Genomic DNA, 22,263 nt, shown 5'->3' on the forward strand with positions numbered 1-22,263 from the left:
GCGCATGATAATGCGGGATTGAAGCGTCGGGCGAGGTGGACATGATCGAAAACAGGGGAGTCGAGAACAGGGGAGACCGGACGGATTTCCGGATCGGCATCGATTTCGGCGGCACCAAGATTGAGATCGCCGCCCTGGCCGATGACGGCAGTGTCCTGTTGCGACGACGCATCCCCAACCCGGGGGTCTACGAACCGGCCATCAGCGCCATGGTCACCCTGGTGGCCGACACCGAACACGAGCTGCGCGGGCTGGCCTCGGTCGGTGTTGGCATCCCCGGCGCGGTCAGCCCGGATAGCGGACTGGTCAAGAACGCCAACTCCATTTGGCTGAACGGGCGTCCGTTCGCCCGTGATCTCAGCGACGCGATGGCCCGTGTGGTGCGCGTCGAGAACGATGCCAACTGCTTTGCGCTGTCGGAGGCGGTGGACGGTGCGGCCGCCGGCAAGCGGGTGGTGTTCGGGATCATCCTCGGCACCGGGGTCGGCGGTGGCATTATCGTTGACGAGCGGATCCTGGCGGGCCCGCACCATATCGCCGGCGAGTGGGGCCATAATCCGCTGCCCTGGCCGCGGCTGGACGAATTCCCGATGCCCGCCTGCTTTTGCGGCAACGAGGGCTGTATCGAGCGCTTCCTGTGCGGCTCGGCGCTGGCGTCCGACTGCGATGGTCCGGGTTCGCGCGACGCGAGCAGCATCCCCGGACGTGCCGCCGCCGGTGAGGCGAACGCCATCGCAGCACTTGACCGGCATTCAGACCGTCTCGCCCGCTGCCTGGCCATGGCGATCAACTTCCTCGACCCGGACGCCATCGTTATCGGCGGCGGCCTGTCGAACATGCCGCACCTCTACGACAGGGTGCCCGAACTCGCCGCGCGCCGGGTCATCAGCCCGCGCATGACCACGCCGATCCTGCGCAACGTGCACGGCGACAGTTCCGGCGTACGTGGGGCGGCCTGGCTGTGGCCGCGCGAGATCGTGCGCGCCCATATGACCAGTGCCGCCTGACACCCCCACCGGCCTCTGCCTGGACTGTGCGCAAATCGGCGCGGAGCCCGTGTGTCAGGCCTGCGGCAGCCGCCGACGGGTGGTCCATCCGGAGCTGTTCCGGCTCACCGTCGCCCATATCGACGCCGACGCCTTCTACGCCAGCGTCGAGAAGCGCGACCGTCCGGAACTCGCCTCAAGGCCGGTGCTGGTCGGCGGTGGCACCCGCGGGGTGGTGACGGCGGCCTGCTACATCGCCCGACTGCACGGCGTGCGGAGTGCCATGCCGATGTTCAAGGCGCTCAAGGCGTGCCCCGACGCGGTGGTGATCCGCCCGGATTTCGCCAAATACGGCGCCGCCGCCCGAGCCCTCCGTGCGCTGATGCAGACGCTCACGCCGCAGCTGCAGGTGCTGTCAATCGACGAGGCGGTGCTCGACCTCGCCGGCACCGAGGCGCTGCACGGCGCCCCGCCGGCGGTGATGCTGGCGCGGCTCGCGCAAACCGTCGAGCGCACCCAGGGGATCACCGTCTCGATCGGTCTGGCGCGCAACCGGCTGCTCGCCAAGCTCGCCGCCGGCCGCGACAAGCCGCGCGGCTTTGCCGTGCTGGGAGCGGAGGCGCCGCTCTGGCTGGCGGACAAACCGGTCCGTCTGTTGCCGGGGGTGGGACCAGCACTCGAACGCCGGCTCGCCGGGCGCGGCCTGCTGACCCTTGGACAATTGCAGGGGCTGAACCGGGCGGAGGCACAGGCGGCCCTCGGCGATGACGGCCCCGCGCTCGCCGCCCGCGCACGCGGCGAGGACACACGCCTGGTCGACCCGGCGCGCGAGACGAAGTCGATCAGTGCCGAGACCACCTTCGAGACCGATCTTGCCGACCAGGCCGGCCTGGAGCGCCAGCTCTGGCGGCTGTGCGAGAAGCTCGGCGGCCGGTTGCGCGACGCGGAATGCTGCGCCGCCGGCATCGTGCTCAAGCTCAAAACCGCGTCGTTCGTCTCGCGCACACGCAGTCAGCGGCTTGCCCGCCCGACCGTGCTGCCCGAGCGGCTGTTCGCGCAGGCCCGGCCGTTGCTGGCACGCGAGACCGACGGCACTCGGTTTCGGCTGATTGGCATCGGTGCCGCCCCGATCCTGCCGCGCGCTTTGGCCGACCCGATCGACCTCGCCGATCCCAACGGAGCCAGGCAGGTGCGCAAGCAGGACGCCATCGATGCGCTGCGCGCCCGCTACGGCCGCGACGCGATCCGACGCGGACGCGAGCTGAGCTGAGACCACGCGGCGCTGGGCAGGCCGGTCATCGGTAATAGTCCGGCCGGTCGATATCCGCGATGATGCCGCGCTCTCTCGGCTCCCATAACAACGCCGCTCTGGTGCGCTCGCTTGCGGCGGGGCCGTTGCCGGCCACCCACACCGCCAGGCCACCGAAATGCGTCTGGGCGTCTGCTGGCGTCAGGGAGGTCGCGGGCACGCCGACCTGCCGGCCGATCGCCTCAGCGATCAGCCTGAATGGCACGCTTTCGGCCACGGCATGGAAGGCCTCGTTGCAGGCACCCCGCTCAAGTGCCAGACGGAACAGGCGCGCGGCATCCAGCCGGTGCACCGCTGGCCAGAGGTTTTGTCCATCTTCGACATAGGCTGAGACGCCCTTCTCACGGGCGACGGCGGCCAGCATGGGCACGAAGCCGTGGCCTTCGCCCACGCCGTGGGTCGAGCGCGACAGCCGGACAACGGAGGCCCGCACACCGCGCTCGGCGAGGCCAAACGCCGTCTGCTCCGAGGCGCGCGGAAAGTCAGGAATGACCGGCGGCCTCGCGTCTTCCGTAAAGATCTCTCCAGGAGGCAGCAGGCCAAATCCACCCGTGACCACGATCGGCCGGTCCGAACCGGCGAACACCTCCCCGAAGGTCTTGATCGCAGCGTGGTCCTCCTCGCTCAATTCAACGATGTTCGAGATATCGAGGCCGAAGGCCGTGTGGATAATGCCGTCTGCATCGCCGGCGGCCGCCCGGATCACGTCCAAATCACGCAGCGAGCCCAGCCTAGGTGTGACACCTGCCGCTTCTATGGCCTCAGCCTTCTCTTTCGAGCGCACCAGGCCGACGACGGAGTGGCCCGCATCGAGCAGATCGCGGGCGATTGCCGACCCGACCCAGCCGTTCGCCCCCGTGAGAAATACGCGCATGTCGACTCCTTGACTGTAAAAGGCAGGGACGTAAGAGCTTCCCCGTCACTGACTGACATGGGTGCCTGTCAGTGACTGATAAGGCAAAAAGGTGGCTCGGTGGCGAAAAATGAGGACGCCGTGCGCGTTCGTTTGCAACAAACGGCTTTGGAGATGTTTCGCGAACGCGGCTACGATCGGACCACGGCCGCCGAGATCGCAACGCGGGCCGGTGTGACGGAGCGGACCTTCTTTCGTCATTTCCCGGATAAGCGGGAGGTCCTGTTTGACGGCGAGGGCAAATTGCGGGCGGCGCTGACAGCCTCGATAGCCGAAGCGCCCGGGGGGCTTGGACCGCTCGACACGCTGTTCCGAGCGTTCCGATCACTCCGCTCGCTGCTCGAAGACAACCGGCCATTCTCGAAGCCACGACACGAGGTGATTTCCAGGACGCCGGCACTTGCCGAGCGTGAACTGGCAAAGACGGCCGCGCTGACCGAGGCGCTTGCCGCCGCATTGAAGGCACGGGGCGTCGCTGACCTGCACGCTATCCTTGCGGCACGGACCGGCATGGCTGCGTTCGTGCATGCCACGGTCGCCTGGCTCGACGACCCCGAGCCAAGTCTCGGCGAGCGTCTCGATCTCGCCTATCACGCGCTGAAAGCGCTGTTGACCAAACTCGATGACTGATCCGCTGGTCGGCGCGTCTGCCTCAACGTTGACAGCCGGCAGGCCGGCTACAGACCTGCACCGCCAAATGGCTCCTGATTGCACGGCTGAACCGCAGGGAGGAGTTTGTAAAACCCAGCTTGCGGTAGAAGGTGTGGGCTTCGGTCCGAGCAACCGCGGTCGTCAGTTCCAAAACGCTGCAACCCGCCTGCCGCGCGAGATCGTCTCCCGCATCGACCAGAAGCCTGCCGAGGCCTGCGCCCCTTTCTTCATCTCGCACCACCAGTGCAGTGACGCGAGCCACAGGCTCCCTGGCATGCAGGATGATAGCGAAATGCAAGGCGATCAGTCCCACGATGTCGTCGTCCCGGATGGCAAGGAGGACGGGATCGGTGCCCGTGCCTGCGAGGAGGTTCAGGCGATCCTCAACGTCCTCGACGGTGAAGGCGTAGCCAAGTTGGCCGAGTAGGTCGCGCACCGCTTGCCGATCTTGCGCGGCTGCTTTCCGAATGATCCGAATCATCAGTTTTCCTTTTGCCAAGGAGATGCAGTCCCTCTGGCGTCGGCTGGAGTGCAGCCTTGCGTCGAAGGTCTGCAAACCACCATACGCGGGCGGAAGGCATCAGGGCTTTGGTGGATAGCCGGCGCGCTTGCCTTGGCGTTGACAGGCGGGCAGGGCACCCCGATACCAATTTGGATGCGAACACCCACGCCATGAAGGCAAAGGAAATCCGCGCCCTCACCGGGGTGCGTGGTGTCGCGGCCCTGGTCGTTACGTTCTACCACTACTTCGGCGCGATCGGCGCGGCCTCGCCGAGCTGGCCGCAGCGTCTGGCGAACCGCGGCTACATCTGTGTGGATTTGTTCTTCATCCTCAGCGGCTATCTGATGGCGCGCACCTACGGCCCCAGCTTCAAGCGGGCGCCGGGGTTCGCCACTTGGCGCGACTTCATGCTGCGTCGCTTCGCCCGCATCTATCCGCTCTATGGCACGGCCCTGGTCGTCTGCGTCGCCGCGGCCTGGCTCCTGTTCCACGACCCGCGCCACATGCACCCGCTGTTCGCGATCAACCTGCCGCACCCGGCGCGTGACATCGTCTTCAACGCGTTGCTGATCCAGGGCTGGTCGCTGGCGCCGAGCGCGTTGGTGCCGGGCTGGTCGCTGAGCACCGAGTGGGCGGCCTATTTCCTGTTCCCGCTGCTGGTGTGGCTGGCGCTGGGGCGCAGCCGCCTGGTGGTGGCACTGACCGTGGCCGGCGCGGTCGGGCTGCTGGCGCTGGTGATCCTCATCGACCGGCATGACGGGCTGCTGCATGGTGGCGCGCTCGATGCCTCGCATGGCGAAGTGCCCGCGGCACTCCTGCGCAGCCTCGCCGGCTTCACCCTTGGCATGGTCACCTCACGCCTTGAACCCCACCGCGTCGCCGGCCTCTTTCGCGACGACCGCGCCGGGCTGGCTCTGCTCGGCCTGTTGCTGCTGGCCTGGGTTTCGCACGGCCCCGATGTCCTGGTCTATGCGCTGTTCCCGCCGCTGGTGCTGTGCCTGGCCGTCAATCGCGGCCGGGTGGCTTGGCTGTTCCCCTGCTGGCCGGTCTATTGGCTGGGGCTGCTGTCGTATGCCATCTATCTGCTGCATTTTCAGTTCCGCGCGCTGCTCTGGGTCCTGGAAGGCACCCTCGCGAGCCATCTGCCGAGCGCGCTTGCGATCATGCTCGCGGCGGCCTTCACCTACATGGCGGTGATCGGCACGGCCTTCGCGTGCTACCGGCTGATCGAGGTGCCGGGACGCAACCTGGTCCGCGCGTTCGGCCGCAAGCGTGCCGCCGCTGAGTTCAACAATGCGCCGCAGGGTTGGCGATCACCAGGTTCGTGAGCGTGGCCCGCATGGTGAAGCCGCCGAAATCCATCAGCACGTGGTCGGCGACGCCATTGTCGAAATAGCGCATCGTGCTTGCGTAGTCCGGCGTGATGGTCTGCGGGCCGCGCGCGAAGAAGGCGACGATGACGCGGCTGGAGCCGAGGGCCGCCAGAGCCGGATGGTCGGACGCCGAGGGTGCTGCGTGCCAGCCCAGGATGGTGACATAGGTGTCCTGCGCACCGTCGGTGCCGGTGCCGTCGAACAGCGGCACCGACAGGCTCTTCTGGCCGCCGCGGGCGGAGCGGATGATTGCCGCGGTGTGCGCCATCGGGAACAGCGTGCCGGGCGGCAGGGCGACGATTTCCGGATGCGGCAGGGTGTAACGGATGCGGCCGCCGCCGGACGCGCGCATCATTGCCTCGCCGCTGACCTGCTCGGCGACGGTGCCGTCGGCGATCTGCTTGATCTTGAAGGTCAGGTGCCGCCCATCCTTGGCTTCCAGCGTCGCATAGTCCGAGACCAGATCGGTCGCCCCGCCGTCGCGGCTCACGGTGCGCAGCCGCAGCTGCTGCTGCGTCGCCCAGCCGTTGCAGGCATCGATCACCTGGTAGGTCATGCTGCCGCTGGCCGCGACCGTCGAGCCGCCCTGCACGCTCGCCAAGGTCAGTTCGTAGCGCGCGTGGTGCGCGGCGAGCGTCACCGGCGCCGCGGCCTGGGCCGGCAGGGCTGCCAGCACCAGCAGCAAGGCCGGAACGCACGCCGCGTGCGTCATGCGCTTGTCTTGGCCGGCGGCAGATCGAGGCGCAGCGACAGCTCCTTGAGACGCGCCGGCGTGACCGGGGCAGGGGCGCCCATCATCGGATCCTCGCCCTGCTGGTTCAGCGGGAACAGGATCACCTCGCGGATATTCGGCTCGTCGGCCAGCAACATGACGATCCGATCGACCCCCGGCGCCGAGCCGCCATGCGGGGGGGCCCCGTAGCGAAAGGCGTTCAGCATGCCGCCGAACCGCGCCTCAACCTCGCTCTGGTCATAGCCCGCAATCTCGAAGGCGCGGACCATCACGTCCGGCAGATGGTTGCGTATGGCGCCGGACGACAGCTCGATGCCATTGCAGACGATGTCGTACTGGAACGCCTTGATGCTCAGCGGGTCCGTGTCGTTGAGCGCCGCGAGGCCGCCCTGCGGCATCGAGAACGGGTTGTGGCTGAAATCGATCCGCCCGGTCTCCTCGTTGATCTCGTACATCGGAAAATCGGTGATCCAGCAGAACTCGAAGGCAAATCTGGGAATGATCTGCAGTTCTTCCGCAATCCGGGTCCGCACCAGGCCGGAGAACCTCACCATTTCCGAACCGGCTCCGGCCACGAAGAACACGGCGTCCCTGGGCTGCAGGCCGCAGGCGACGCGAATTGCCTCCGCACGCTCGGGTTCCAGGTTGCGCGCGATCGGCCCCTTGGCGCCGTCTGCGTCGAACGTCATGTAGCCGAGGCCGCCGCCGCCCTCCGAGCGCGCCCAGTCGTTGAGCTTGTCGAAAGCCGAGCGTGGCCAGTTGCCGGCAAACGTGGCCGGGATCGCCCGCACCTGGCCGCCCGCAGCCACGATCCTGGCGAACAGGCCGAAGCTGGAGCCGGCGAATTGCGCGGTCACGTCAACGATCTCGATTTTGTTGCGTAAGTCCGGCTTGTCGGTGCCGTATAGCGCAAGCGCCGTTTCATAGGGGATGCGCCGGAAGGGGGGCTTGCTCACCGCCCGGCCGTCGCCGAACTCCTCGAACACGCCGGCCATCACCGGCTCCAGAACGCCGAACACGTCCTCCTGGGTCGCGAACGACATCTCGAAATCGAGCTGGTAGAACTCGCCGGGCGAGCGGTCGGCGCGCGCCGCCTCGTCGCGAAAGCAGGGCGCGATCTGGAAATAACGATCAAAGCCCGCGACCATCGCGAGCTGCTTGAACTGCTGCGGCGCCTGCGGCAGCGCATAGAAGCGGCCCGGATGCAGCCGCGCCGGCACCAGGAAATCACGCGCGCCCTCCGGGCTGGAGGCGGTCAGGATCGGGGTCTGGAACTCGGTGAAGCCCTGTTCGGCCATGCGTCGTCGCAGGCTCGCGATGACGCCGGCGCGCAGCATCATGTTGCGATGCAGCTTGTCGCGGCGCAGATCGATATAGCGGTATTTCAGACGCAGCTCTTCGGGGTAGGTCTCCGCGCCCGCGACCTGCATCGGCAACACCGCGGCCGCCGACTGCACCTCGATTGTCTGCGCGCGCAGCTCAACCGCGCCGGTCAATAGCTTCGCGTTGACGGTCTCGTCCGAGCGACGCACGACCTCGCCGGTCACCGTGATCACGCTCTCGACGCGCAGCCGCTCGGCGGCTTCGAGCAGGCTGGCACCGACCACCACCTGGGTGATGCCATGATGGTCGCGCAGGTCGATGAACAGCAACCCGCCATGGTCGCGCTTGCTATGCACCCAGCCGGAGAGCCGTGCCTGCGTGCCGGCATCGTCGGCGCGCAGATCGGCACAGCCATGGGTGCGGTAGGGATGCATCGTAGGACTATCCTGCTGGGATTGAAGTCGCGGCAGCAAGCAGGCGGCACCAGCCGCTGTCAACCGACTGCTTTCGCTGCCAGGGCCAACGCTGTAACACCGTTCGGATGTCCCGTCCGCAGCGCCACATTTATCCCGAGCCCGTCCTGGTCACCGAAAGCGACGTCCTCGCCGCAATTATCGACCGCCTCCGGCAGGAGAGCTTCGTGACCATCGACACCGAGTTCGTGCGCGAGCGCACCTACTGGCCGGAGCTGTGCGTCGTCCAACTTGGGGGCGCTGCCGAGGTCATCGTGCTTGATGCGCAGGCGCCGGGGCTCGACCTCGGCCCGCTCGGCGCCCTGCTCGACGATCCCGCCGTGGTCAAGGTGTTCCACGCCGCGCGCCAGGACCTCGAGATTTTCCTGCATCAGTTTGGACACCTGCCGCAAGCGCTGTTCGACACCCAGGTCGCGGCCATGGTCGCGGGCTTCGGCGACCAGGTCGGTTATGACAGCCTGGTCTCCTCGCTGACCGGCGGCGAGATCGACAAGGCGCATCGCTTCAGCGACTGGTCGGCGCGCCCGTTATCCGCCGCCCAGATCGCCTACGCCGCGGCCGACGTCACCTGGCTGCGCGATGTCTATGTCAAGCTGCGCGCCCGCCTGGAGCGCGAGGGACGGCTCGACTGGGTGGCTCAGGAGATGGCCTATCTCTCAGACCCACAGACCTTCCGGCCCGATCCGCAAACGCTCTGGGAGCGCCTACGGCCGCGCACCGGCAACCGTCGCATGCTCGGCATCCTGCGCGCGTGCACGGCCTGGCGCGAGGCAGAGGCGCAGCGGGTCGACGTGCCGCGCCAGCGCCTGGTGAAGGACGAGAGCCTGCTGGAAATCGCCGCCACCGCGCCGCGCGACGTCGCCGCATTGGCGCGCATACGCGGGGTCAGCCGCGGCTTCGCCGAAGGCCGCGGCGGCGCCGGCCTGATCGCCGCGATCGAGGTGGCGCGGCACGAGCCCGAGGACGCGCTGCCCGTGGCCGCCCGACGCGACGGTCCTCGCCCGTCGCCGGCATTGGTCTCGCTGCTCAAGGTGCTGCTGGCGGCCAAGGCGGAGCAGCATGACGTAGCACCCAAGCTGCTCGCCTCGTCCGAGGAGATCGATCGGCTGGCGGTGGAGGAGGCGCCCGACATCGCGGCCCTCTCCGGCTGGCGTCGCGAGGTGTTCGGCGCCGATGCCCTGGCGCTGAAGGCCGGCAAGGTCTCGCTCGGGGTCGACGGCCGGCGCATTAAGCTGCTGCGCGCCAGCACCTGAGCCAGGTCTCGCAAAAAACACACCACAGGACTTATCCACCACGAGGTCTTGCGTCTCCCACCGATTTGTCCACAAGATTTTGTGGTCGAGGCGTTGAGCGACTCGTCCCCTCGGCCTAAGCTCGCCTCACCAAAACGGTTAGGAGCACGGCGATGGAATGGAGCGAAGAGACGATCTCCCGGCTTCGCAGCCTCTGGCAGGAAGGCCTCTCCACCGCCGAGATCGGCCGGCGCCTGTCCATCACCAAGAACGCCGTCGTCGGCAAGGCGCACCGCCTGACCCTGCCGCCAAGGCCCTCCCCGATCCGCCTCTTGCCGGAAGGTGCCGCGCCAAAGGCAGCACGCCCCCCGCGCGCGGAACGCATCGCCGCCAAGCCGCCCCGTCCCGTCGAGCCTCCAAAGCCGCCGGCCCCCGTCGCGGTGGCACCGCCTCTGCCCACCGCCACGGTTACACCCCTGCGGGTGGTGCCGACACCGCCGCCGGAGCGCGCCACATCCTCCGGCGAGCCCCGCCGTCGCGGCCAGACCTGCTGCTGGCCACTTGGCGAACCCGGCACCAAGCAGTTCCGCTTCTGCGGCGACGAACCGATGCAGGGCAAGCCCTACTGCGCCGCCCACGCCCAGCTCGCCTACGTCAGACTGCGCGACCGCCGGGATACGGTTGCCTGAGACATCCCAAAGCCACAGGCATGCGCCGCTGACCACGGGCGCGCCCCAACAATTCGGCTCGACGGCGGCGACCGACGCCGTATAGAATAAGGCGCACATTCTATACGGCCAAGGCCCATGGCGCTCAGCTTGAAAGACAAGGAAACCGACAGCCTCGCGCGTCAGGTCGCGAGCTTGACGGGCGAGACTCTCACCGAGGCGGTCCGCACCTCACTGTCGGAGCGGCTGCGGCGCGAACGGCTGAAACGCGGCAAGGCTCCGAGTCCGAAGGACGAGCTTCAGGCGATCTTCCGACGTCTGGACGCCCTGCCTGACCTCGACGCGCGTTCTGCCGACGAGATCATCGGTTACGACGAGAATGGCCTGCCGACCTGATGGTGATCGACTCCTCGGCTTTCGTGGCCATCGTCATCGGCGAGCCCGAGAGGGAGGCGTTCAGTCGCGCAATCCTCTCGCAGGCGACCCGGCTTGTGAGCACCGCGACACTGCTGGAAACAACGATGGTCGTGCTCGGCCGCAAGGGCGAGCCGGGTGTGGCGGAGTTCAACGCGTTCATCGACCACACCGGCATCGAGACCGCTCCATTCACCGCCGAGCACCTCGACTTTGCCATCGACGCCTTCCGCCGCTTCGGCAAGGGGCGGCATCCGGCAGGTCTCAACTTTGGCGATTGCATCTCCTACGCTCTGGCCAAGGCGACAGGCGAGCCTTTGCTGTTCAAGGGAGACGACTTCTCCCGGACCGATATCAGGCGCGCCGTATGACCGCGCGTGCTCGCGGAAAACTGATCCAAATCTTTCCACCCTTTCCGATCAATGCAGTCTTCGTGCTGATGGCTCCGCGCGGGACTACAAGCGGGCGCGTGCAACATACCGCACGAATGCTCAACGCGTCGGAGGTTGGCAGCGAAGCTAGCGCCCTCGCCTGTTGTATATTCGAGATTGCCATCAACAAGGATTGGGCAGCCGAGGCTTTGGTGTACAACGCGCTCGCGCAGGGGTGGACCAAGCTCCTGGATCGCGCCGTGGCGCTCTACGACGCACGCGCCGGTTCCCCGCAGCGCGCCCGGGTGTAGAACAGCGTTATGTTGGAGGCCCTCCGTTTCACCAACTTCAAATCCTGGACCAGGGCCGACATGCCCTGCGGCCGGATCACGGGCGTGTTCGGCACCAACTCTTCGGGCAAAACCAGCCTCCTGCAGTTCCTGCTGTTGCTGAAGCAGACCAAGAACGCCACGGACCGGGCGCTAGCACTCGATCTGAACGGCGACCTGGTGAAACTGGGTACCATCCGAGACGCCATACACGGGCATGAGGAATCGCGTGAGATCACGTGGCGCGTGAGTTACGGCCTGCCTCAGGCGCTGGTGCTAAGCAATCCAAGCGGCGGTATCGTGGCGCGGGGCCGACAGTTGACGCTTCGCGCCTCGGTCCGCATCCATGCCATGGCCCCAAGGTCCCGCTCGCTATCGTATCGTCTCGGAGACGCTCGTTTTCGGCTTGCGAGCCGCACATCCGACGACAGGAGCTTCGATCTTCGAGCGGAGCCGGCGCGTGAGGGCACGGAATTCGGCTTCAATTTCGTCCGAACAACAGGACGCCCTTGGCAGCTGCCACCTCCGGTCAAGTCCTACGCCTTTCCCGACCAGGCGCGGACGTATTATCAAAACGCGAGCTTCCTTTCGGACCTCGAAGCTGCTTACGAAGCAGCACTTGATCAAACGTTCTATCTCGGACCGCTTCGTGAGTTTCCGCAGCGCGACTATCTCTGGGCACGATCCAGACCAACCGATGTCGGACAGCGCGGCGAAAAAACCATCGACGCAATCCTGGCCGCGTTCGAAGCAGGCGAAATGCGCAACCTACGCGCTCGCGCCCGTCTCTGGCCCTTCCAGCAAATGATCGCCTACTGGCTGCGGGAGATGGGATTGATTGACAGCTTCAGCGTTGTCGAAATCGCAGCTGGCTCGAATCGTTGGCAGGCACGCGTGCGCACGCGCCCAGGGGGAAGTGAGGTGCTGCTGACCGACGTGGGTTTCGGCGTGTCCCAGGTGCTGCCGGTGGTGACGCTCCTACAATATGTACCGGAAGGCTCAACAGTCATTCTGGAGCAGCCGGAAATTCACCTGCATCCGCTGGCCCAGGCAGGGCTGGCGGACGTTATCATTCAGGCCGCGACACACCGGAATGTTCAGGTGATCCTGGAGAGCCACTCGGAGCACCTGCTGCTCCGCCTGCAGCGGCGGATCGCCGAGCAGTCGATCGGTTCAACGGACGTGAAACTCTACTTCTGCGATATGCCTCATGGCGAGTCGTCGCTGACGCCGCTGGACGTAGACCTTCTCGGAAACATTCGGAACTGGCCCGACCGTTTCATGGGCGACCAGTTCAACGAGGTTGCCACCGCAGAGATGGCAAGACTGGCGCGCCGAACCGCCCAATCCGCCGAATGAGCGAGATCATCATGGACACCAATGTCGCCGTGATTGCCAATCGGCAGAACGACGCGGTGGTTCAGTCCTGCGTCGACGCGTGTATCGCGTTTCTTTCTGCGGCAAGGGAGCAGCACGTCGTCCTAATCGACGATGCGGACGAGATCCGGGCCGAGTACGCGAGAGCACTCGCGCGGCGTCGTCCATACGAGCTTGGTGCGCAGTTTCTATTCCATGTGCTCCAGCCGCAATATAACCCCAAGCACGTGCGACGCGTGTCGCTCCCCCTTACCGACGCGGGTGCGTTCATCGACTTCCCGACCGTGCCGGAACTCACCGGCTTCGACCCCTCGGACCGCAAGTTCGCCGCACTTTCCCGGAGGACCAACGTCCCTGTTACCAACGCTGCTGACAGCGACTGGGTGATCAGCCTTGCGGCGCTGAACGCCAACGGCATCCATGTTGATTTCCTGTGCGGCTCCGACAGGACGAGGTGGTTCGTGGCATAAGTATGGAAAGGAAAACCCTCAGTTGTATCTCGGCCATGTGCCCGACTGCGCGCGACCCCGACTGCGCGCGACATGGTTCAAACAGCTTGCTAGCGTCCAAGCTGTACAGCGCACGACGTTCCCGGAGAGCGTGATTGATGGCTAATCTTGTCCGGTCGGCGGTTCGCGTGGGCGCTGAGCGTGCAGTCGAGGTGATTGCGGCCTTCAATCGCCGGCGGCTGCCGAAGGCGGACAGCCCCTTCCAGGTCGGCATCCATGCGCCGATGCGCGCGGAACTGACGCTCGGCGACCTTGCCGTGGTCGGGTCGATCCCCCGGGGGCTCAACGGCCGCTATCTCAGGATGGGGGCGAATTCGGTTGATCCCGATCCGGCTGGGCATCACTGGTTCCTTGGCGACGGCATGGTGCATGGCATTGCTATCCAGGGCGGCACGGTGCGTTGGTACCGCAATCGGTGGATCGGCTCGCGCACGGCGGCAGCAGCACTCGGCCGGCCTGCGGCACCCGGTCCGCGCCGAGGTCGCAACGATACGGTGAACACCAATGTCGTTGATTTCGGTGGGCGCGCCTTTGCCCTGGTCGAGGCGGGCAGCTTTCCCGTCGAGCTCTCCGAGACGCTCGAGGCGCAGCGTTACAACCCGTTTGACGGCACGCTCACCGGCTCGTTCACCGGGCATCCGCATCGCGATCCGCTGACCGGCGAGCAGCACGCGATCGCCTATGACGGCAGCATCTGGGACAGTGTCCGCCATGTGGTCGTCTCGGCGGCGGGCAGGGTGGTTCGCGACGTGCCGATCGCGGTCCAGCACGGGCCCTGCATCCACGATTGCGCGTTCACCGCGCGATTCGCGATCGTGCTTGATCTGCCGGTGACGTTTTCGATGCGCGCCGTGCTCGGCGGTCATCAGTTCCCGTTCCGCTGGAACCCGGCCCATCATGCGCGTGTGGGGCTGCTACTGAAAGCGGGGGATCCTGACAGCATCATCTGGTGCGACGTGGAGCCGTGCTTCGTCTTCCACGTGGCCAATGCGTATGACCATGAGGGTGGCGATGTGATCCTCGACGTTATCGCCTACGCCACGATGTTCGCCTCGGCCGGCCGCGGCCTCGATGCGATCGGCCGTCTGGAACGCTGGACGGTGCAGCCCTCGATGCGACGCGTCAGCCGGCGCGTCATCGATGCGACGGCGCAGGAGTTTCCGCGTATCGACGAGCGGCGCTTCGGTCGGCGACATCGCTATCTGTATACGGTGTGCGTCCCGCCCGACGGCAACCCGCAGCTCACCGGCGCCACACGGCTCTACAAGCACGACATGCAGGCCGGCAGCCGCCATGTGCATGAGTTCGGTGACGGTCACCTGCCGGGCGAATTTGTCTTCGTGCCGCGCACCCAGGAGGCGGAGGAGGACGACGGCTGGCTGCTCGGCTTGGTGATCAATGTGGCGGACGACACCACCGACCTGGTCATTCTCGACGCGCGGGATTTCGAGGCAACGCCGGTTGCCACAATTCGGGTGCCGCACCGGATTCCGCCGGGCTTTCACGGGAACTGGTTCCCGGCCGAGTGACTCCGTCTGAAGCGTTATTGTCCGTCGTCGGACCGTGGTTGAGTCGGCTCGGGCACTTGCGGCGGTGGGCGAAACGGATCGGCGCTGCCGGCGGCACCAATGCTGCTCCCTGGGGGCGGAGCGTCGCTCAGCATTTCGAGCCGGCCAGAGACCTGGCCGCCATCCTCGACCTGCAGGCGACGGCATTTCGCGGTGCCGAGCAGCCGGCCGGTGTTGCGGATCACCAGGTTGCCGCTCGCGGTCAGGGTGCCGTCGATGGTGCCGGCAACTTCCGCGTCGGTGACCTGCACCTCGCCGCGGAACACCCCGCCTGGGGCCACGTGCAGCTCGGCCGCATGGATCATGGTGGCTTCGACAGTGCCTTCGACCACCAGCCGCTCGGCGTCCTGCACCGTGCCCTGCACGCTGATGCCGCGTCCGACCACCAAGGTGCGCTTTTCGCTGAGGATCGGGCGAATGCCACCCGTGGCGGCCTGGCCCGGTGGACTGGGCGGGATCGTGGTGCCGGGGCGCGGCGCCGGGGGCGCGTTGGGCGAGGGCGTGGCGGGGAATGGAGCGCGACCCATCTGGGCCTCCTGTGCCAATTCTGGGGAGACTGATGCGGGGGAGACGGGTGCGGGCGGCGGCGGCCGGAATGGCGGCACACCGAGCCCGCCATGGCGTTCGCGCGACAAGGCGGTCGCGGTGTCGGGCGCCCGAGGCGCCTCGGGCGCGGCTTCGTCTGGCTTGCGTCGCTTGAACACCGTTGGACGTCCCGTTCGTTTTCGCGCCGTGTCGCCTTACACGCGGGCCGCCCGGACGACAAGAGCGCCCGACGAGAGCGAACCGAGTTGCGATACGGCCCCCGCAGGTGTTAGGCGCTCGCGCCAACCTCTTTGAAAGCCGCCAAAATGTCCTCCGTCCACGCGCCCACGCTCGATCTCTGCGGCATCGGCAATGCCATCGTTGACGTGCTGGCGCCGGTGGCGGCGGGCTTTGCCGAGAGCCAGGGCCTGGTTCCCGGCAGCATGACCCTCGTCGACACCGCACGGGCAGGTGTGCTCGGCGGTCTGATCAGGCCGGTGCAGCACACCAGCGGCGGCTCGGTCGCCAATAGCTGCGTGGTGGCGCAGCGTCTCGGCGCCAGGGTTGCCTATCTCGGCAAGGTCGCGGCCGATGAAGCCGGCGCGCATTTCCGTCGCGATATCGAGGCGGCCGGCATCGCCTTCCCCTCGGCGCCGCTGCCGGCGGACGACCCGCAAGGCCGCGCCACCGCGCGCTGCATCATCCTGGTCACCCCGGACGGCGGCCGCACCATGAACACCTATCTCGGCGCCTGCACCGCCTTCGACGAGGCGGACGTGCTGGCCGAGATCGTGCAATCAGCGCGTTTCACCTATCTGGAGGGCTATCTGTTCGACCCGCCGGCGGCGCAGCGCGCCTTCCATCGCGCCTCGCTGCTGGCCAGACAGGCTGGGCGCAAGGTGGCGCTGAGTCTGTCGGACCCGTTCTGCGTGGGGCGCCATCGCGACGCCTTTCGCGCCCTGGTGGCGGGGGGTGCGGGCGTCGACATCCTGTTCGCCAACCAGGATGAAATCCTCTCGCTCTACGAGACCAATGATTTCGAGCAGGCGGCGGCGCAAGCGAGTGCCGATGTCGAGATCGCGGTGCTGACCCGCGCTTCGGCGGGCAGCGTGATCGCGACCGGGGCGGAGCGTATTCAGGTGGCGGCTGCCCCAACCCGGGTGGTCGACACCACCGGCGCCGGCGACGCCTATGCCGCGGGCTTCCTGGCCGGTCTGGTCGCGGGCGCGCCCCTTGCGGAATGCGGCCGCATTGGCGCGGTGGCGAGCTCGGAGGTGATCTCGCATTTCGGCGCGCGGCCGCAGGCCGACCTGCGCAAGCTGGCCGGCCTGTAGAAGGGGGCCTGGAAAACTAAAGCGTGCATATTGCGCCCGGCACCCCTATCTAGCCGCACAACGCCTATATCGCAGCCGTGCGGTCGCTCCCTTGCCTCAACCAGGGAGGGCGCGCTTTCGGTTGCCCGCACGAAAGCCGGGTCACGCGCCTCATGGACATCCGTAACATCGCCATCATCGCCCACGTCGATCATGGCAAGACCACGCTGGTCGACCAGCTCCTCAGGCAATCGGGGACCTTCCGAGAGAACCAGCAGGTGGCCGAGCGGGCGATGGACCGCAACGACCTCGAACGCGAGCGCGGCATCACCATCCTGGCAAAGTGCACGTCCATCGAGTGGAAGCACGTTCGCATCAACATCATCGACACGCCCGGACACGCCGATTTCGGCGGCGAGGTCGAGCAGATCCTGGGCATGGTCGACGGCGCCATCGTCCTCGTCGATGCCGCCGAGGGCGCGCTGCCGCAGACCAAGTTCGTGGTCGGCAAGGCGCTCGCGCGCGGCATCCGGCCGATCGTCGTGGTCAACAAGGTGGACCGGTCGGATGCGCGCCCGGACGAGGTGCATAACGAGGTGTTCGACCTGTTCGCGGCTCTGGGTGCCGACGATCACCAGCTCGATTTTCCGATGCTCTACGCCTCCGGCCGGCAGGGCTGGGCCGATACCACGCTCGACGGGCCGCGCCAGGATCTCTCTGCCCTCTACGACCTGGTGGTCAGCCACGTGCCGGCGCCGAACCTCGACACCGAGGCGCCGTTCGCGATGGTCGCCTCGATCCTGGAATACGACAACTTTCTTGGCCGGGTGCTGACCGGACGGATCGAGCAGGGCCGCGCCAGGCTCAACATGCCGGTGCGCGTATTGCGTGCCGACGGGTCGGTGGTCGAAAGCGGGCGCCTGACCAAGCTGCTGAGCTTCCGCGGGCTGGAGCGGGTGGCGGTCGAGGAGGCCGGCACCGGCGACATCATCGCCATCGCCGGGCTGTCGGAGGCCACCATCCCGGAGACCATCGCCTCGCCCGAGGTGACCGCGGCCCTGCCGGCGACGCCGGTCGATCCGCCGACCCTGACCATGACCTTCCGGCTGAACGACGGCCCGCTCGGCGGCCGCGACGGCAAGAAGGTGACGTCGCGACAGATCCGCGACCGGCTGCTCCGTGAAACCGAGGGCAATGCCGCGATACGTGTCACCGACAGCCCTGAGAGCGAAGCGTTCGAGGTCGCCGGACGCGGCGAGCTGCAGCTCGGCGTGCTGATCGAGACGATGCGTCGCGAGGGTTTCGAGCTGAGCATCGGCCGGCCGCGCGTGCTGACCCGCGAGACCGACGGCGTGCGCGAGGAGCCGTTCGAGGAGGCGCTGATCGATGTCGACGAGGCCTATTCCGGCATCGTCGTCGAGAAGATGAGCCTGCGTCGCGGCCAGATGCAGGACATGCGGCCGTCGGGGGCGGGCAAGGTGCGCCTGACCTTCCTGATCCCGTCGCGCGGCCTGATCGGCTACCACGGCGAGTTCCTCACCGACACCCGCGGCACCGGCATCATGAACCGGCTGTTCGCCGGCTACCATCCCTGGGCCGGTCCGATCGAGGGACGCAGCCGCGGTTCGCTGATTTCGTCGGAGGACGGCAACGCGGTGCAGTATGCGCTGTGGTATCTGCAGGAGCGCGGCACGCTGTTCGTCAGCCCCGGCGACAAGGTCTATGTCGGCATGATCCTGGGCGAGCATTCGCGCGGCTCGGACCTCGAGATCAACCCGATCAAGGAAAAGAAGCTGACCAACATTCGTGCCGCCGGCAAGGATGATGCGATGCTGCTGACGCCGCCGCGTCGGATGTCGCTGGAACAGGCGATCGCCTATATCGAGGATGACGAGCTGGTCGAGGTGACGCCTTCGGCGATCCGGATACGCAAGCGCTACCTCGATCCGAACCAGCGCAAGCGCGCCGAACGCAAGGCCGACACCAACGCCGCGTGATCTGAACCGACTGCCGTAAAAACGACATAATGCCGCACGTTGTTCAGGTATTTTGCTCTGCACTGCCTGAAGACTTTGTAACGACATCAGCGGAATTCGTGTGGTTTGACACGCGACGCCACCGGATTTGCATGCTAGGGACTGTTTCGCAACCGGCGTCGCAGGGCAGCCGGATTTGCGCCATGCAATAGCTCTCCCAGGATTGGAGATATCCATGACCTCGGCCCAACGCTTTCTGGCTGGCCTGTCCACTGTCGCCTTGATGGCCACTGCGGCGCCCGCCTTCGCCCAAACGACCAGCGCTCCAAACGCGGTGGCGCCGCCGGCGACGACGGCCCCGCCCAGCACCATGGCGCCCCCGGCAACCATGGCGCCGCCCGCCACCACGGCCCCACCCAGCACGATGGCGCCACCTTCAACGCCTGGTGTCGAAGCCCCACCGCCAGTGACGACCGCGCCCAGCGAGGCGCCGCCGACGACGCATCACAAGACGTCAACGCACCACCACGGCAAGCACCGCCACGGCAAGTACCACCACCACCACCACAGCAAATATCACCACAAGGCCAAGCCGAAGACGACCACGCCGCCCCCGCAGTAGTTGCGTCAGGCGTCACTCCGGGCGGTCTGATGGGCGGGACCGCGACCCGCCCATCATGACCCATATGCGGCCGCTGGCGACCATGGGCGTGCTTGGCTTCGTCTCCGGCCTGCCGCTCTATCTGACCTTCTTTACGCTTCAGCAATGGATGACCGAGAGCGGCGTGTCGCTGCGGGCGGTCGGGTTTACCGCCTCGATCGGGCTGCCCTATTTGCTGAAGTTCCTCTGGGCGCCGCTGCTCGATCGGCTGCCGCCCGGACCGGTGCGTCGCTTCGGCCGCAGGCGTGGCTGGTTGTTGCTGCTGCAGGCGCCGCTGAGCGCGGCCGTCGTGATGATGGCTTCGTCGGACCCTGATCACAGCCCGCATCGCCTGGTCATTGCCGCCGTCGCACTCGCATTTTTCTCCGCCAGCCAGGACGTGGTCATCGACGCCTGGCGCATCGAAAGCTTTTCCGCCCGCCTGCAGGCAGCCGCCCTCGGCTGCTATGTCTGGGGCTACCGGATCGCCATGCAGGTCTCCGGCGCCGGGGCAATCTGGCTGGCCGGGCGCCTTGGCTGGCACGGCGCCTATGCCGCGATGGCGCTGCTCTCGTTGCTTGGGCCGCTGACCGTGCTGACGCTGCAGGTCGAACCTGCATTGCCCGCTGCCGTGGCGACGAGACTGGGGACATGGTCGGAACAGCTCCGCGCCCGGGTCGTGGCCCCGTTGCGCGATCTCCTGGCACGACCAGGGGCTGCCTGGGTGATCGGCTTCGTGCTGCTGTTCAACCTCGGCACGCAGCTCGCGGACACCATGGCGCTGCCCTTCTATCACGCGCTCGGCTTCGTGCGCGACCAGGTGGCCCTCGCCAATGGCTTGCCGGCGCTGGCCGCCGCCCTGACAGGTGCGGCAGCAAGCGCGCTGCTGGTGGCGCGGTTCGGCGGCAGCAGGACGCTGATCGTGGCCGCGCTCGTGCAGATGGCCTCGATGGGGCTGTATCTCGTGCTCTACCGCGCCGGCCCGCAGACAACGATGCTGCTGGCCAAGGTTACGCTGGAAGGCTTCGCCGAGGCGCTCGCGCAGACCACGTTCCTGACCTATCTGTCGCGGCTCTGCTCGGCCGAATATACCGCGACGCAGTATGCGCTGCTGTCCTCGCTGGCGCCGATCGCCTGGCGTACGCTCGGCGGTGCCACCGGGTTGATGGCCCAGGGGCTTGGCTGGCGCGGCTTCTTTATCACCACAATCCTCTGCGCGCTGCCCGGCATCCTGATCATGGTCACGCTGATGCGGCGTTTCCCGTCCGGCCTGCCGCCGCGGCCAATTTAATGAACCCCGTTCAGGGAGACCGTGGCGCAAGCAGCGCCTGTTGCGCCGCTGTAAGCGGCAGCGCGGGCAGATAGAGCGGACGCGGCGCGACTTTCGCGCGAGTCTCGAAGGCGTAGCCGTAGCCGAGCAGGCGCTGCTCCGACCAGGCCGGCCCGATGAAGGAGAGCCCCACCGGCAGCCCGTCGACGTCGCCCATCGGCACCGTCAGATGCGGGGTGCCGGCGACGGCGGGCAGCGGCGCCGCACTGCCTCCGTCATGGTCGCCATTGACCAGGTCCACCACCCAGGCCGGGCCGCCGGTAGGTGCCACCATCGCATCGAGATGGTTCTGCGTCATTAACCGGTCGATGCCCTCTGCGCCAGCAAGACGCAGGCTCAGCGCGCGCGACGCCTTGTAGCCAGGATCGTCGAGGCCAGCGGTCGCCTGCGCCTTTAGCATCAGGTCCTGGCCGAACAGCCCCAGCTCGCGGGCGGCATGCGCCGTATTGAAGCCGATCACCGCGGCCAGGCTGCGCGCCTGCACCGCGGGCGGTGTGGTCGCCAGGTAGCTGTCCAGGTCCGCCTTGAACTCGGTCAGCAGCACGGTCATTTCGGCGGCACCGATCGCGTCCATGTCCGGACCGTCAGGGAGTTCGACGAGGGTCGCCCCGGCGTCGCGGAGCGTTTGCAGCGCGCGCGCGAACACCGCATCGGTCGGTGCATTATGGCCGACGAGGAAACGCGCGACCCCGATACGTCGGCCGCGCAGCGCCCCAGGGTCGTGCACCGCGGCGGCATTGATTGGATGCTGGTCGGCCTCAACCGTGGCCGGGTCGGCGGGATCGGTGCCGGCGATGACGGTGGTGATCAGGGCTGCGTCGGCGACATCGCGGGTGATCGCACCCGGCGTATCCTGGCTCGACGAGATCGGCACGACATGGCTGCGGGACACCAGCCCGACGGTAGGTTTCAGCCCGACCAGCCCGGTCATGCTGGCGGGGCAGGTGATCGAACCGTCGGTCTCGGTGCCGATCGCCGCCGGCGCCAGCGACGCCGCCACCGCGGCCGCACTGCCGGATGACGAGCCGCACGGCGAACGATCGAGCGCGAACGGATTGCGGGTCAGGCCGCCCACCCCGCTCCAGCCGCTGATCGAGCGTGACGCGCGGAAATTCGCCCATTCCGAGAGGTTGGTCTTGCCGAGGATCAGCGCCCCGGCGGCGCGCAGCTTGGCGACAAGGGGCGAGTCGCGACGCGTGATGTTGTCCGCCAGCGCCAGCGAGCCGGCCGTAGTCGGCATTGCATCCGCGGTTTCGATATTGTCCTTGATCAGGATGGGGATGCCCTCCAGGGGCCGAGCCGCGGCACCGCTGCGACGTCGTGCGTCGCTCGCCGCCGCCTCACGTGCGATGTCGGGATTGAGCGCCACGATGGTGTGCAAAGCGGGCCCGGTGCGATCCATTGCCGCGATGCGCGACACATACGCTTGCACCAGGGCCTGCGCCGTCACCTTGCCGGATCGCAGGTCGGAGGCCACCGCCGCGATCCCCTTGCCCTGCACATCATAGACGGGCTCAGCCATCGGTGCGGCCGCGATCGTGCCGGCGCTCAGCAGCAGCAAGGTTGGCCTTTTCCATCGCATCGCCTCGTTCCATTTCGTCGTTATCCGGTTGTGCTGACCTGCCGACCTTGGCGCGAAGCGGTCGCGCTGGCCAGCCCGCAACGTTTTCGCGGGCGCCGCGTTGATGGCCAGGATATCGGAGAGCAGGCGGTTGGCGGCGGACAGGCACGGCAGACGACGCCGCATA

At 67.2% G+C, this 22,263-nt stretch carries 22 protein-coding genes; 16 read left to right on the top strand and 6 right to left on the bottom strand.

From position 1 onward, the window contains the following. Positions 1-41 precede the first annotated feature (41 nt). Both ACQY4K_RS19315 and ACQY4K_RS19320 read left to right on the top strand, forming a co-directional pair. Positions 42-1,007, top strand: a complete 966-nt coding sequence (locus ACQY4K_RS19315; protein ID WP_428391816.1) for an ROK family protein — start codon at positions 42-44, stop codon at positions 1,005-1,007. 49 nt (positions 1,008-1,056) lie between these two features. Beyond that, positions 1,057-2,256, top strand: coding sequence for a DNA polymerase IV (locus ACQY4K_RS19320; protein ID WP_428391817.1), 1,200 nt, complete (start codon positions 1,057-1,059; stop codon positions 2,254-2,256). A gap of 25 nt (positions 2,257-2,281) precedes the next feature. Here the strand turns inward: ACQY4K_RS19320 and ACQY4K_RS19325 are convergent, their stop codons facing one another. After that, positions 2,282-3,169, bottom strand: a complete 888-nt coding sequence (locus ACQY4K_RS19325; protein WP_428391818.1) for an SDR family oxidoreductase — start codon at positions 3,167-3,169, stop codon at positions 2,282-2,284. Between the two features lie 120 nt (positions 3,170-3,289). Here ACQY4K_RS19325 and ACQY4K_RS19330 point away from each other — a divergent pair, with 120 nt between their 5' ends. Then, positions 3,290-3,838: a TetR/AcrR family transcriptional regulator gene (locus tag ACQY4K_RS19330; protein ID WP_428391819.1), complete on the top strand. Its 549-nt coding sequence runs from the start codon at positions 3,290-3,292 to the stop codon at positions 3,836-3,838. 22 nt (positions 3,839-3,860) lie between these two features. On the opposite strand, the gene ACQY4K_RS19335 is transcribed toward ACQY4K_RS19330, so the two are convergent. Continuing rightward, a complete protein-coding gene (locus ACQY4K_RS19335) occupies positions 3,861-4,340 on the bottom strand; it encodes a GNAT family N-acetyltransferase (RefSeq protein ID WP_428391820.1) in 480 nt (159 codons plus the stop codon). Between the two features lie 191 nt (positions 4,341-4,531). Here ACQY4K_RS19335 and ACQY4K_RS19340 point away from each other — a divergent pair, with 191 nt between their 5' ends. After that, positions 4,532-5,689: an acyltransferase family protein gene (locus ACQY4K_RS19340; RefSeq protein ID WP_428391821.1), complete on the top strand. Its 1,158-nt coding sequence runs from the start codon at positions 4,532-4,534 to the stop codon at positions 5,687-5,689. Here ACQY4K_RS19340 and ACQY4K_RS19345 read toward each other — a convergent pair. Together ACQY4K_RS19345 and aspS are read right to left on the bottom strand one after the other, a co-directional pair. Further along, a complete protein-coding gene (locus tag ACQY4K_RS19345) occupies positions 5,649-6,446 on the bottom strand; it encodes an EipB family protein (RefSeq protein WP_428391822.1) in 798 nt (265 codons plus the stop codon). The two genes, ACQY4K_RS19340 and ACQY4K_RS19345, sit on opposite strands and share 41 nt — an antisense overlap. Next, complete coding sequence (gene aspS, locus ACQY4K_RS19350) at positions 6,443-8,224, bottom strand: aspartate--tRNA ligase (RefSeq protein ID WP_428391823.1); 1,782 nt, start codon at positions 8,222-8,224, stop codon at positions 6,443-6,445. Before aspS ends, ACQY4K_RS19345 begins: the two co-directional genes overlap by 4 nt. Before the next feature lie 107 nt (positions 8,225-8,331). Here aspS and rnd point away from each other — a divergent pair, with 107 nt between their 5' ends. The 8 genes from rnd to ACQY4K_RS19390 all read left to right on the top strand — a co-directional run bounded on the left by rnd (position 8,332) and on the right by ACQY4K_RS19390 (position 14,692). After that, positions 8,332-9,516 carry a ribonuclease D gene (gene rnd, locus ACQY4K_RS19355; protein ID WP_428391824.1) on the top strand — a complete coding sequence of 395 codons (1,185 nt, stop codon included), beginning with the start codon at positions 8,332-8,334 and terminating at the stop codon, positions 9,514-9,516. A gap of 152 nt (positions 9,517-9,668) precedes the next feature. Further along, positions 9,669-10,184 carry a GcrA family cell cycle regulator gene (locus tag ACQY4K_RS19360; RefSeq protein WP_428391825.1) on the top strand — a complete coding sequence of 172 codons (516 nt, stop codon included), beginning with the start codon at positions 9,669-9,671 and terminating at the stop codon, positions 10,182-10,184. A gap of 117 nt (positions 10,185-10,301) precedes the next feature. Further along, complete coding sequence (locus tag ACQY4K_RS19365; protein ID WP_428391826.1) at positions 10,302-10,559, top strand: type II toxin-antitoxin system VapB family antitoxin; 258 nt, start codon at positions 10,302-10,304, stop codon at positions 10,557-10,559. Further along, positions 10,559-10,948, top strand: a complete 390-nt coding sequence (locus ACQY4K_RS19370) for a type II toxin-antitoxin system VapC family toxin (RefSeq protein WP_428391827.1) — start codon at positions 10,559-10,561, stop codon at positions 10,946-10,948. The genes ACQY4K_RS19365 and ACQY4K_RS19370 overlap by 1 nt, the downstream gene beginning before the upstream one ends. Then, positions 10,945-11,259, top strand: coding sequence for a hypothetical protein (locus tag ACQY4K_RS19375; RefSeq protein WP_428391828.1), 315 nt, complete (start codon positions 10,945-10,947; stop codon positions 11,257-11,259). Before ACQY4K_RS19370 ends, ACQY4K_RS19375 begins: the two co-directional genes overlap by 4 nt. 9 nt (positions 11,260-11,268) lie before the next feature. Further along, positions 11,269-12,636: a DUF3696 domain-containing protein gene (locus ACQY4K_RS19380; protein WP_428391829.1), complete on the top strand. Its 1,368-nt coding sequence runs from the start codon at positions 11,269-11,271 to the stop codon at positions 12,634-12,636. Then, positions 12,633-13,124: a hypothetical protein gene (locus ACQY4K_RS19385; RefSeq protein WP_428391830.1), complete on the top strand. Its 492-nt coding sequence runs from the start codon at positions 12,633-12,635 to the stop codon at positions 13,122-13,124. The genes ACQY4K_RS19380 and ACQY4K_RS19385 overlap by 4 nt, the downstream gene beginning before the upstream one ends. Before the next feature lie 137 nt (positions 13,125-13,261). Next, the gene (locus ACQY4K_RS19390) at positions 13,262-14,692 is read left to right on the top strand and encodes a carotenoid oxygenase family protein (RefSeq protein ID WP_428391831.1); all 1,431 of its coding nucleotides are present in this window, start codon (positions 13,262-13,264) and stop codon (positions 14,690-14,692) included. A gap of 14 nt (positions 14,693-14,706) precedes the next feature. On the opposite strand, the gene ACQY4K_RS19395 is transcribed toward ACQY4K_RS19390, so the two are convergent. Continuing rightward, the gene (locus tag ACQY4K_RS19395; protein WP_428391832.1) at positions 14,707-15,435 is read right to left on the bottom strand and encodes a bactofilin family protein; all 729 of its coding nucleotides are present in this window, start codon (positions 15,433-15,435) and stop codon (positions 14,707-14,709) included. A 147-nt stretch (positions 15,436-15,582) separates the two neighbouring features. Here ACQY4K_RS19395 and ACQY4K_RS19400 point away from each other — a divergent pair, with 147 nt between their 5' ends. From ACQY4K_RS19400 to ACQY4K_RS19415, 4 genes are all read left to right on the top strand, one after another. Further along, on the top strand, positions 15,583-16,590 hold the full coding sequence (locus ACQY4K_RS19400; RefSeq protein WP_428391833.1) for an adenosine kinase: 1,008 nt from the start codon (positions 15,583-15,585) through the stop codon (positions 16,588-16,590). 152 nt (positions 16,591-16,742) lie between these two features. After that, on the top strand, positions 16,743-18,566 hold the full coding sequence (gene typA, locus ACQY4K_RS19405; protein ID WP_428391834.1) for a translational GTPase TypA: 1,824 nt from the start codon (positions 16,743-16,745) through the stop codon (positions 18,564-18,566). A 214-nt stretch (positions 18,567-18,780) separates the two neighbouring features. Then, the gene (locus tag ACQY4K_RS19410; protein WP_428391835.1) at positions 18,781-19,167 is read left to right on the top strand and encodes a hypothetical protein; all 387 of its coding nucleotides are present in this window, start codon (positions 18,781-18,783) and stop codon (positions 19,165-19,167) included. Positions 19,168-19,222: 55 nt separating this feature from the next. Then, a complete protein-coding gene (locus ACQY4K_RS19415; protein WP_428391836.1) occupies positions 19,223-20,476 on the top strand; it encodes an AmpG family muropeptide MFS transporter in 1,254 nt (417 codons plus the stop codon). 10 nt (positions 20,477-20,486) lie between these two features. Here the strand turns inward: ACQY4K_RS19415 and ACQY4K_RS19420 are convergent, their stop codons facing one another. Then, entirely contained in the window at positions 20,487-22,262 is a 1,776-nt protein-coding gene (locus ACQY4K_RS19420) for an amidase (RefSeq protein WP_428391837.1), read from the bottom strand. Position 22,263 lies beyond the last annotated feature (1 nt).

The organism is Lichenicoccus sp., assembly GCF_965276875.1.
In the GTDB taxonomy this organism is placed as follows: domain Bacteria; phylum Pseudomonadota; class Alphaproteobacteria; order Acetobacterales; family Acetobacteraceae; genus Lichenicoccus.

Coding starts and splice junctions, on each gene's coding strand:
- ACQY4K_RS19315 (WP_428391816.1), top strand. CDS start 42: ATGATCGAAAACAGGGGAGTCGAGAACAGGGGAGACCGGACGGATTTC.
- ACQY4K_RS19325 (WP_428391818.1), bottom strand. CDS start 3,169: ATGCGCGTATTTCTCACGGGGGCGAACGGCTGGGTCGGGTCGGCAATC.
- ACQY4K_RS19335 (WP_428391820.1), bottom strand. CDS start 4,340: ATGATTCGGATCATTCGGAAAGCAGCCGCGCAAGATCGGCAAGCGGTG.
- ACQY4K_RS19340 (WP_428391821.1), top strand. CDS start 4,532: ATGAAGGCAAAGGAAATCCGCGCCCTCACCGGGGTGCGTGGTGTCGCG.
- ACQY4K_RS19345 (WP_428391822.1), bottom strand. CDS start 6,446: ATGACGCACGCGGCGTGCGTTCCGGCCTTGCTGCTGGTGCTGGCAGCC.
- aspS (WP_428391823.1), bottom strand. CDS start 8,224: ATGCATCCCTACCGCACCCATGGCTGTGCCGATCTGCGCGCCGACGAT.
- rnd (WP_428391824.1), top strand. CDS start 8,332: ATGTCCCGTCCGCAGCGCCACATTTATCCCGAGCCCGTCCTGGTCACC.
- ACQY4K_RS19360 (WP_428391825.1), top strand. CDS start 9,669: ATGGAATGGAGCGAAGAGACGATCTCCCGGCTTCGCAGCCTCTGGCAG.
- ACQY4K_RS19365 (WP_428391826.1), top strand. CDS start 10,302: ATGGCGCTCAGCTTGAAAGACAAGGAAACCGACAGCCTCGCGCGTCAG.
- ACQY4K_RS19370 (WP_428391827.1), top strand. CDS start 10,559: ATGGTGATCGACTCCTCGGCTTTCGTGGCCATCGTCATCGGCGAGCCC.
- ACQY4K_RS19375 (WP_428391828.1), top strand. CDS start 10,945: ATGACCGCGCGTGCTCGCGGAAAACTGATCCAAATCTTTCCACCCTTT.
- ACQY4K_RS19380 (WP_428391829.1), top strand. CDS start 11,269: ATGTTGGAGGCCCTCCGTTTCACCAACTTCAAATCCTGGACCAGGGCC.
- ACQY4K_RS19385 (WP_428391830.1), top strand. CDS start 12,633: ATGAGCGAGATCATCATGGACACCAATGTCGCCGTGATTGCCAATCGG.
- ACQY4K_RS19390 (WP_428391831.1), top strand. CDS start 13,262: ATGGCTAATCTTGTCCGGTCGGCGGTTCGCGTGGGCGCTGAGCGTGCA.
- ACQY4K_RS19400 (WP_428391833.1), top strand. CDS start 15,583: ATGTCCTCCGTCCACGCGCCCACGCTCGATCTCTGCGGCATCGGCAAT.
- typA (WP_428391834.1), top strand. CDS start 16,743: ATGGACATCCGTAACATCGCCATCATCGCCCACGTCGATCATGGCAAG.
- ACQY4K_RS19410 (WP_428391835.1), top strand. CDS start 18,781: ATGACCTCGGCCCAACGCTTTCTGGCTGGCCTGTCCACTGTCGCCTTG.
- ACQY4K_RS19415 (WP_428391836.1), top strand. CDS start 19,223: ATGACCCATATGCGGCCGCTGGCGACCATGGGCGTGCTTGGCTTCGTC.
- ACQY4K_RS19420 (WP_428391837.1), bottom strand. CDS start 22,262: ATGCGGCGTCGTCTGCCGTGCCTGTCCGCCGCCAACCGCCTGCTCTCC.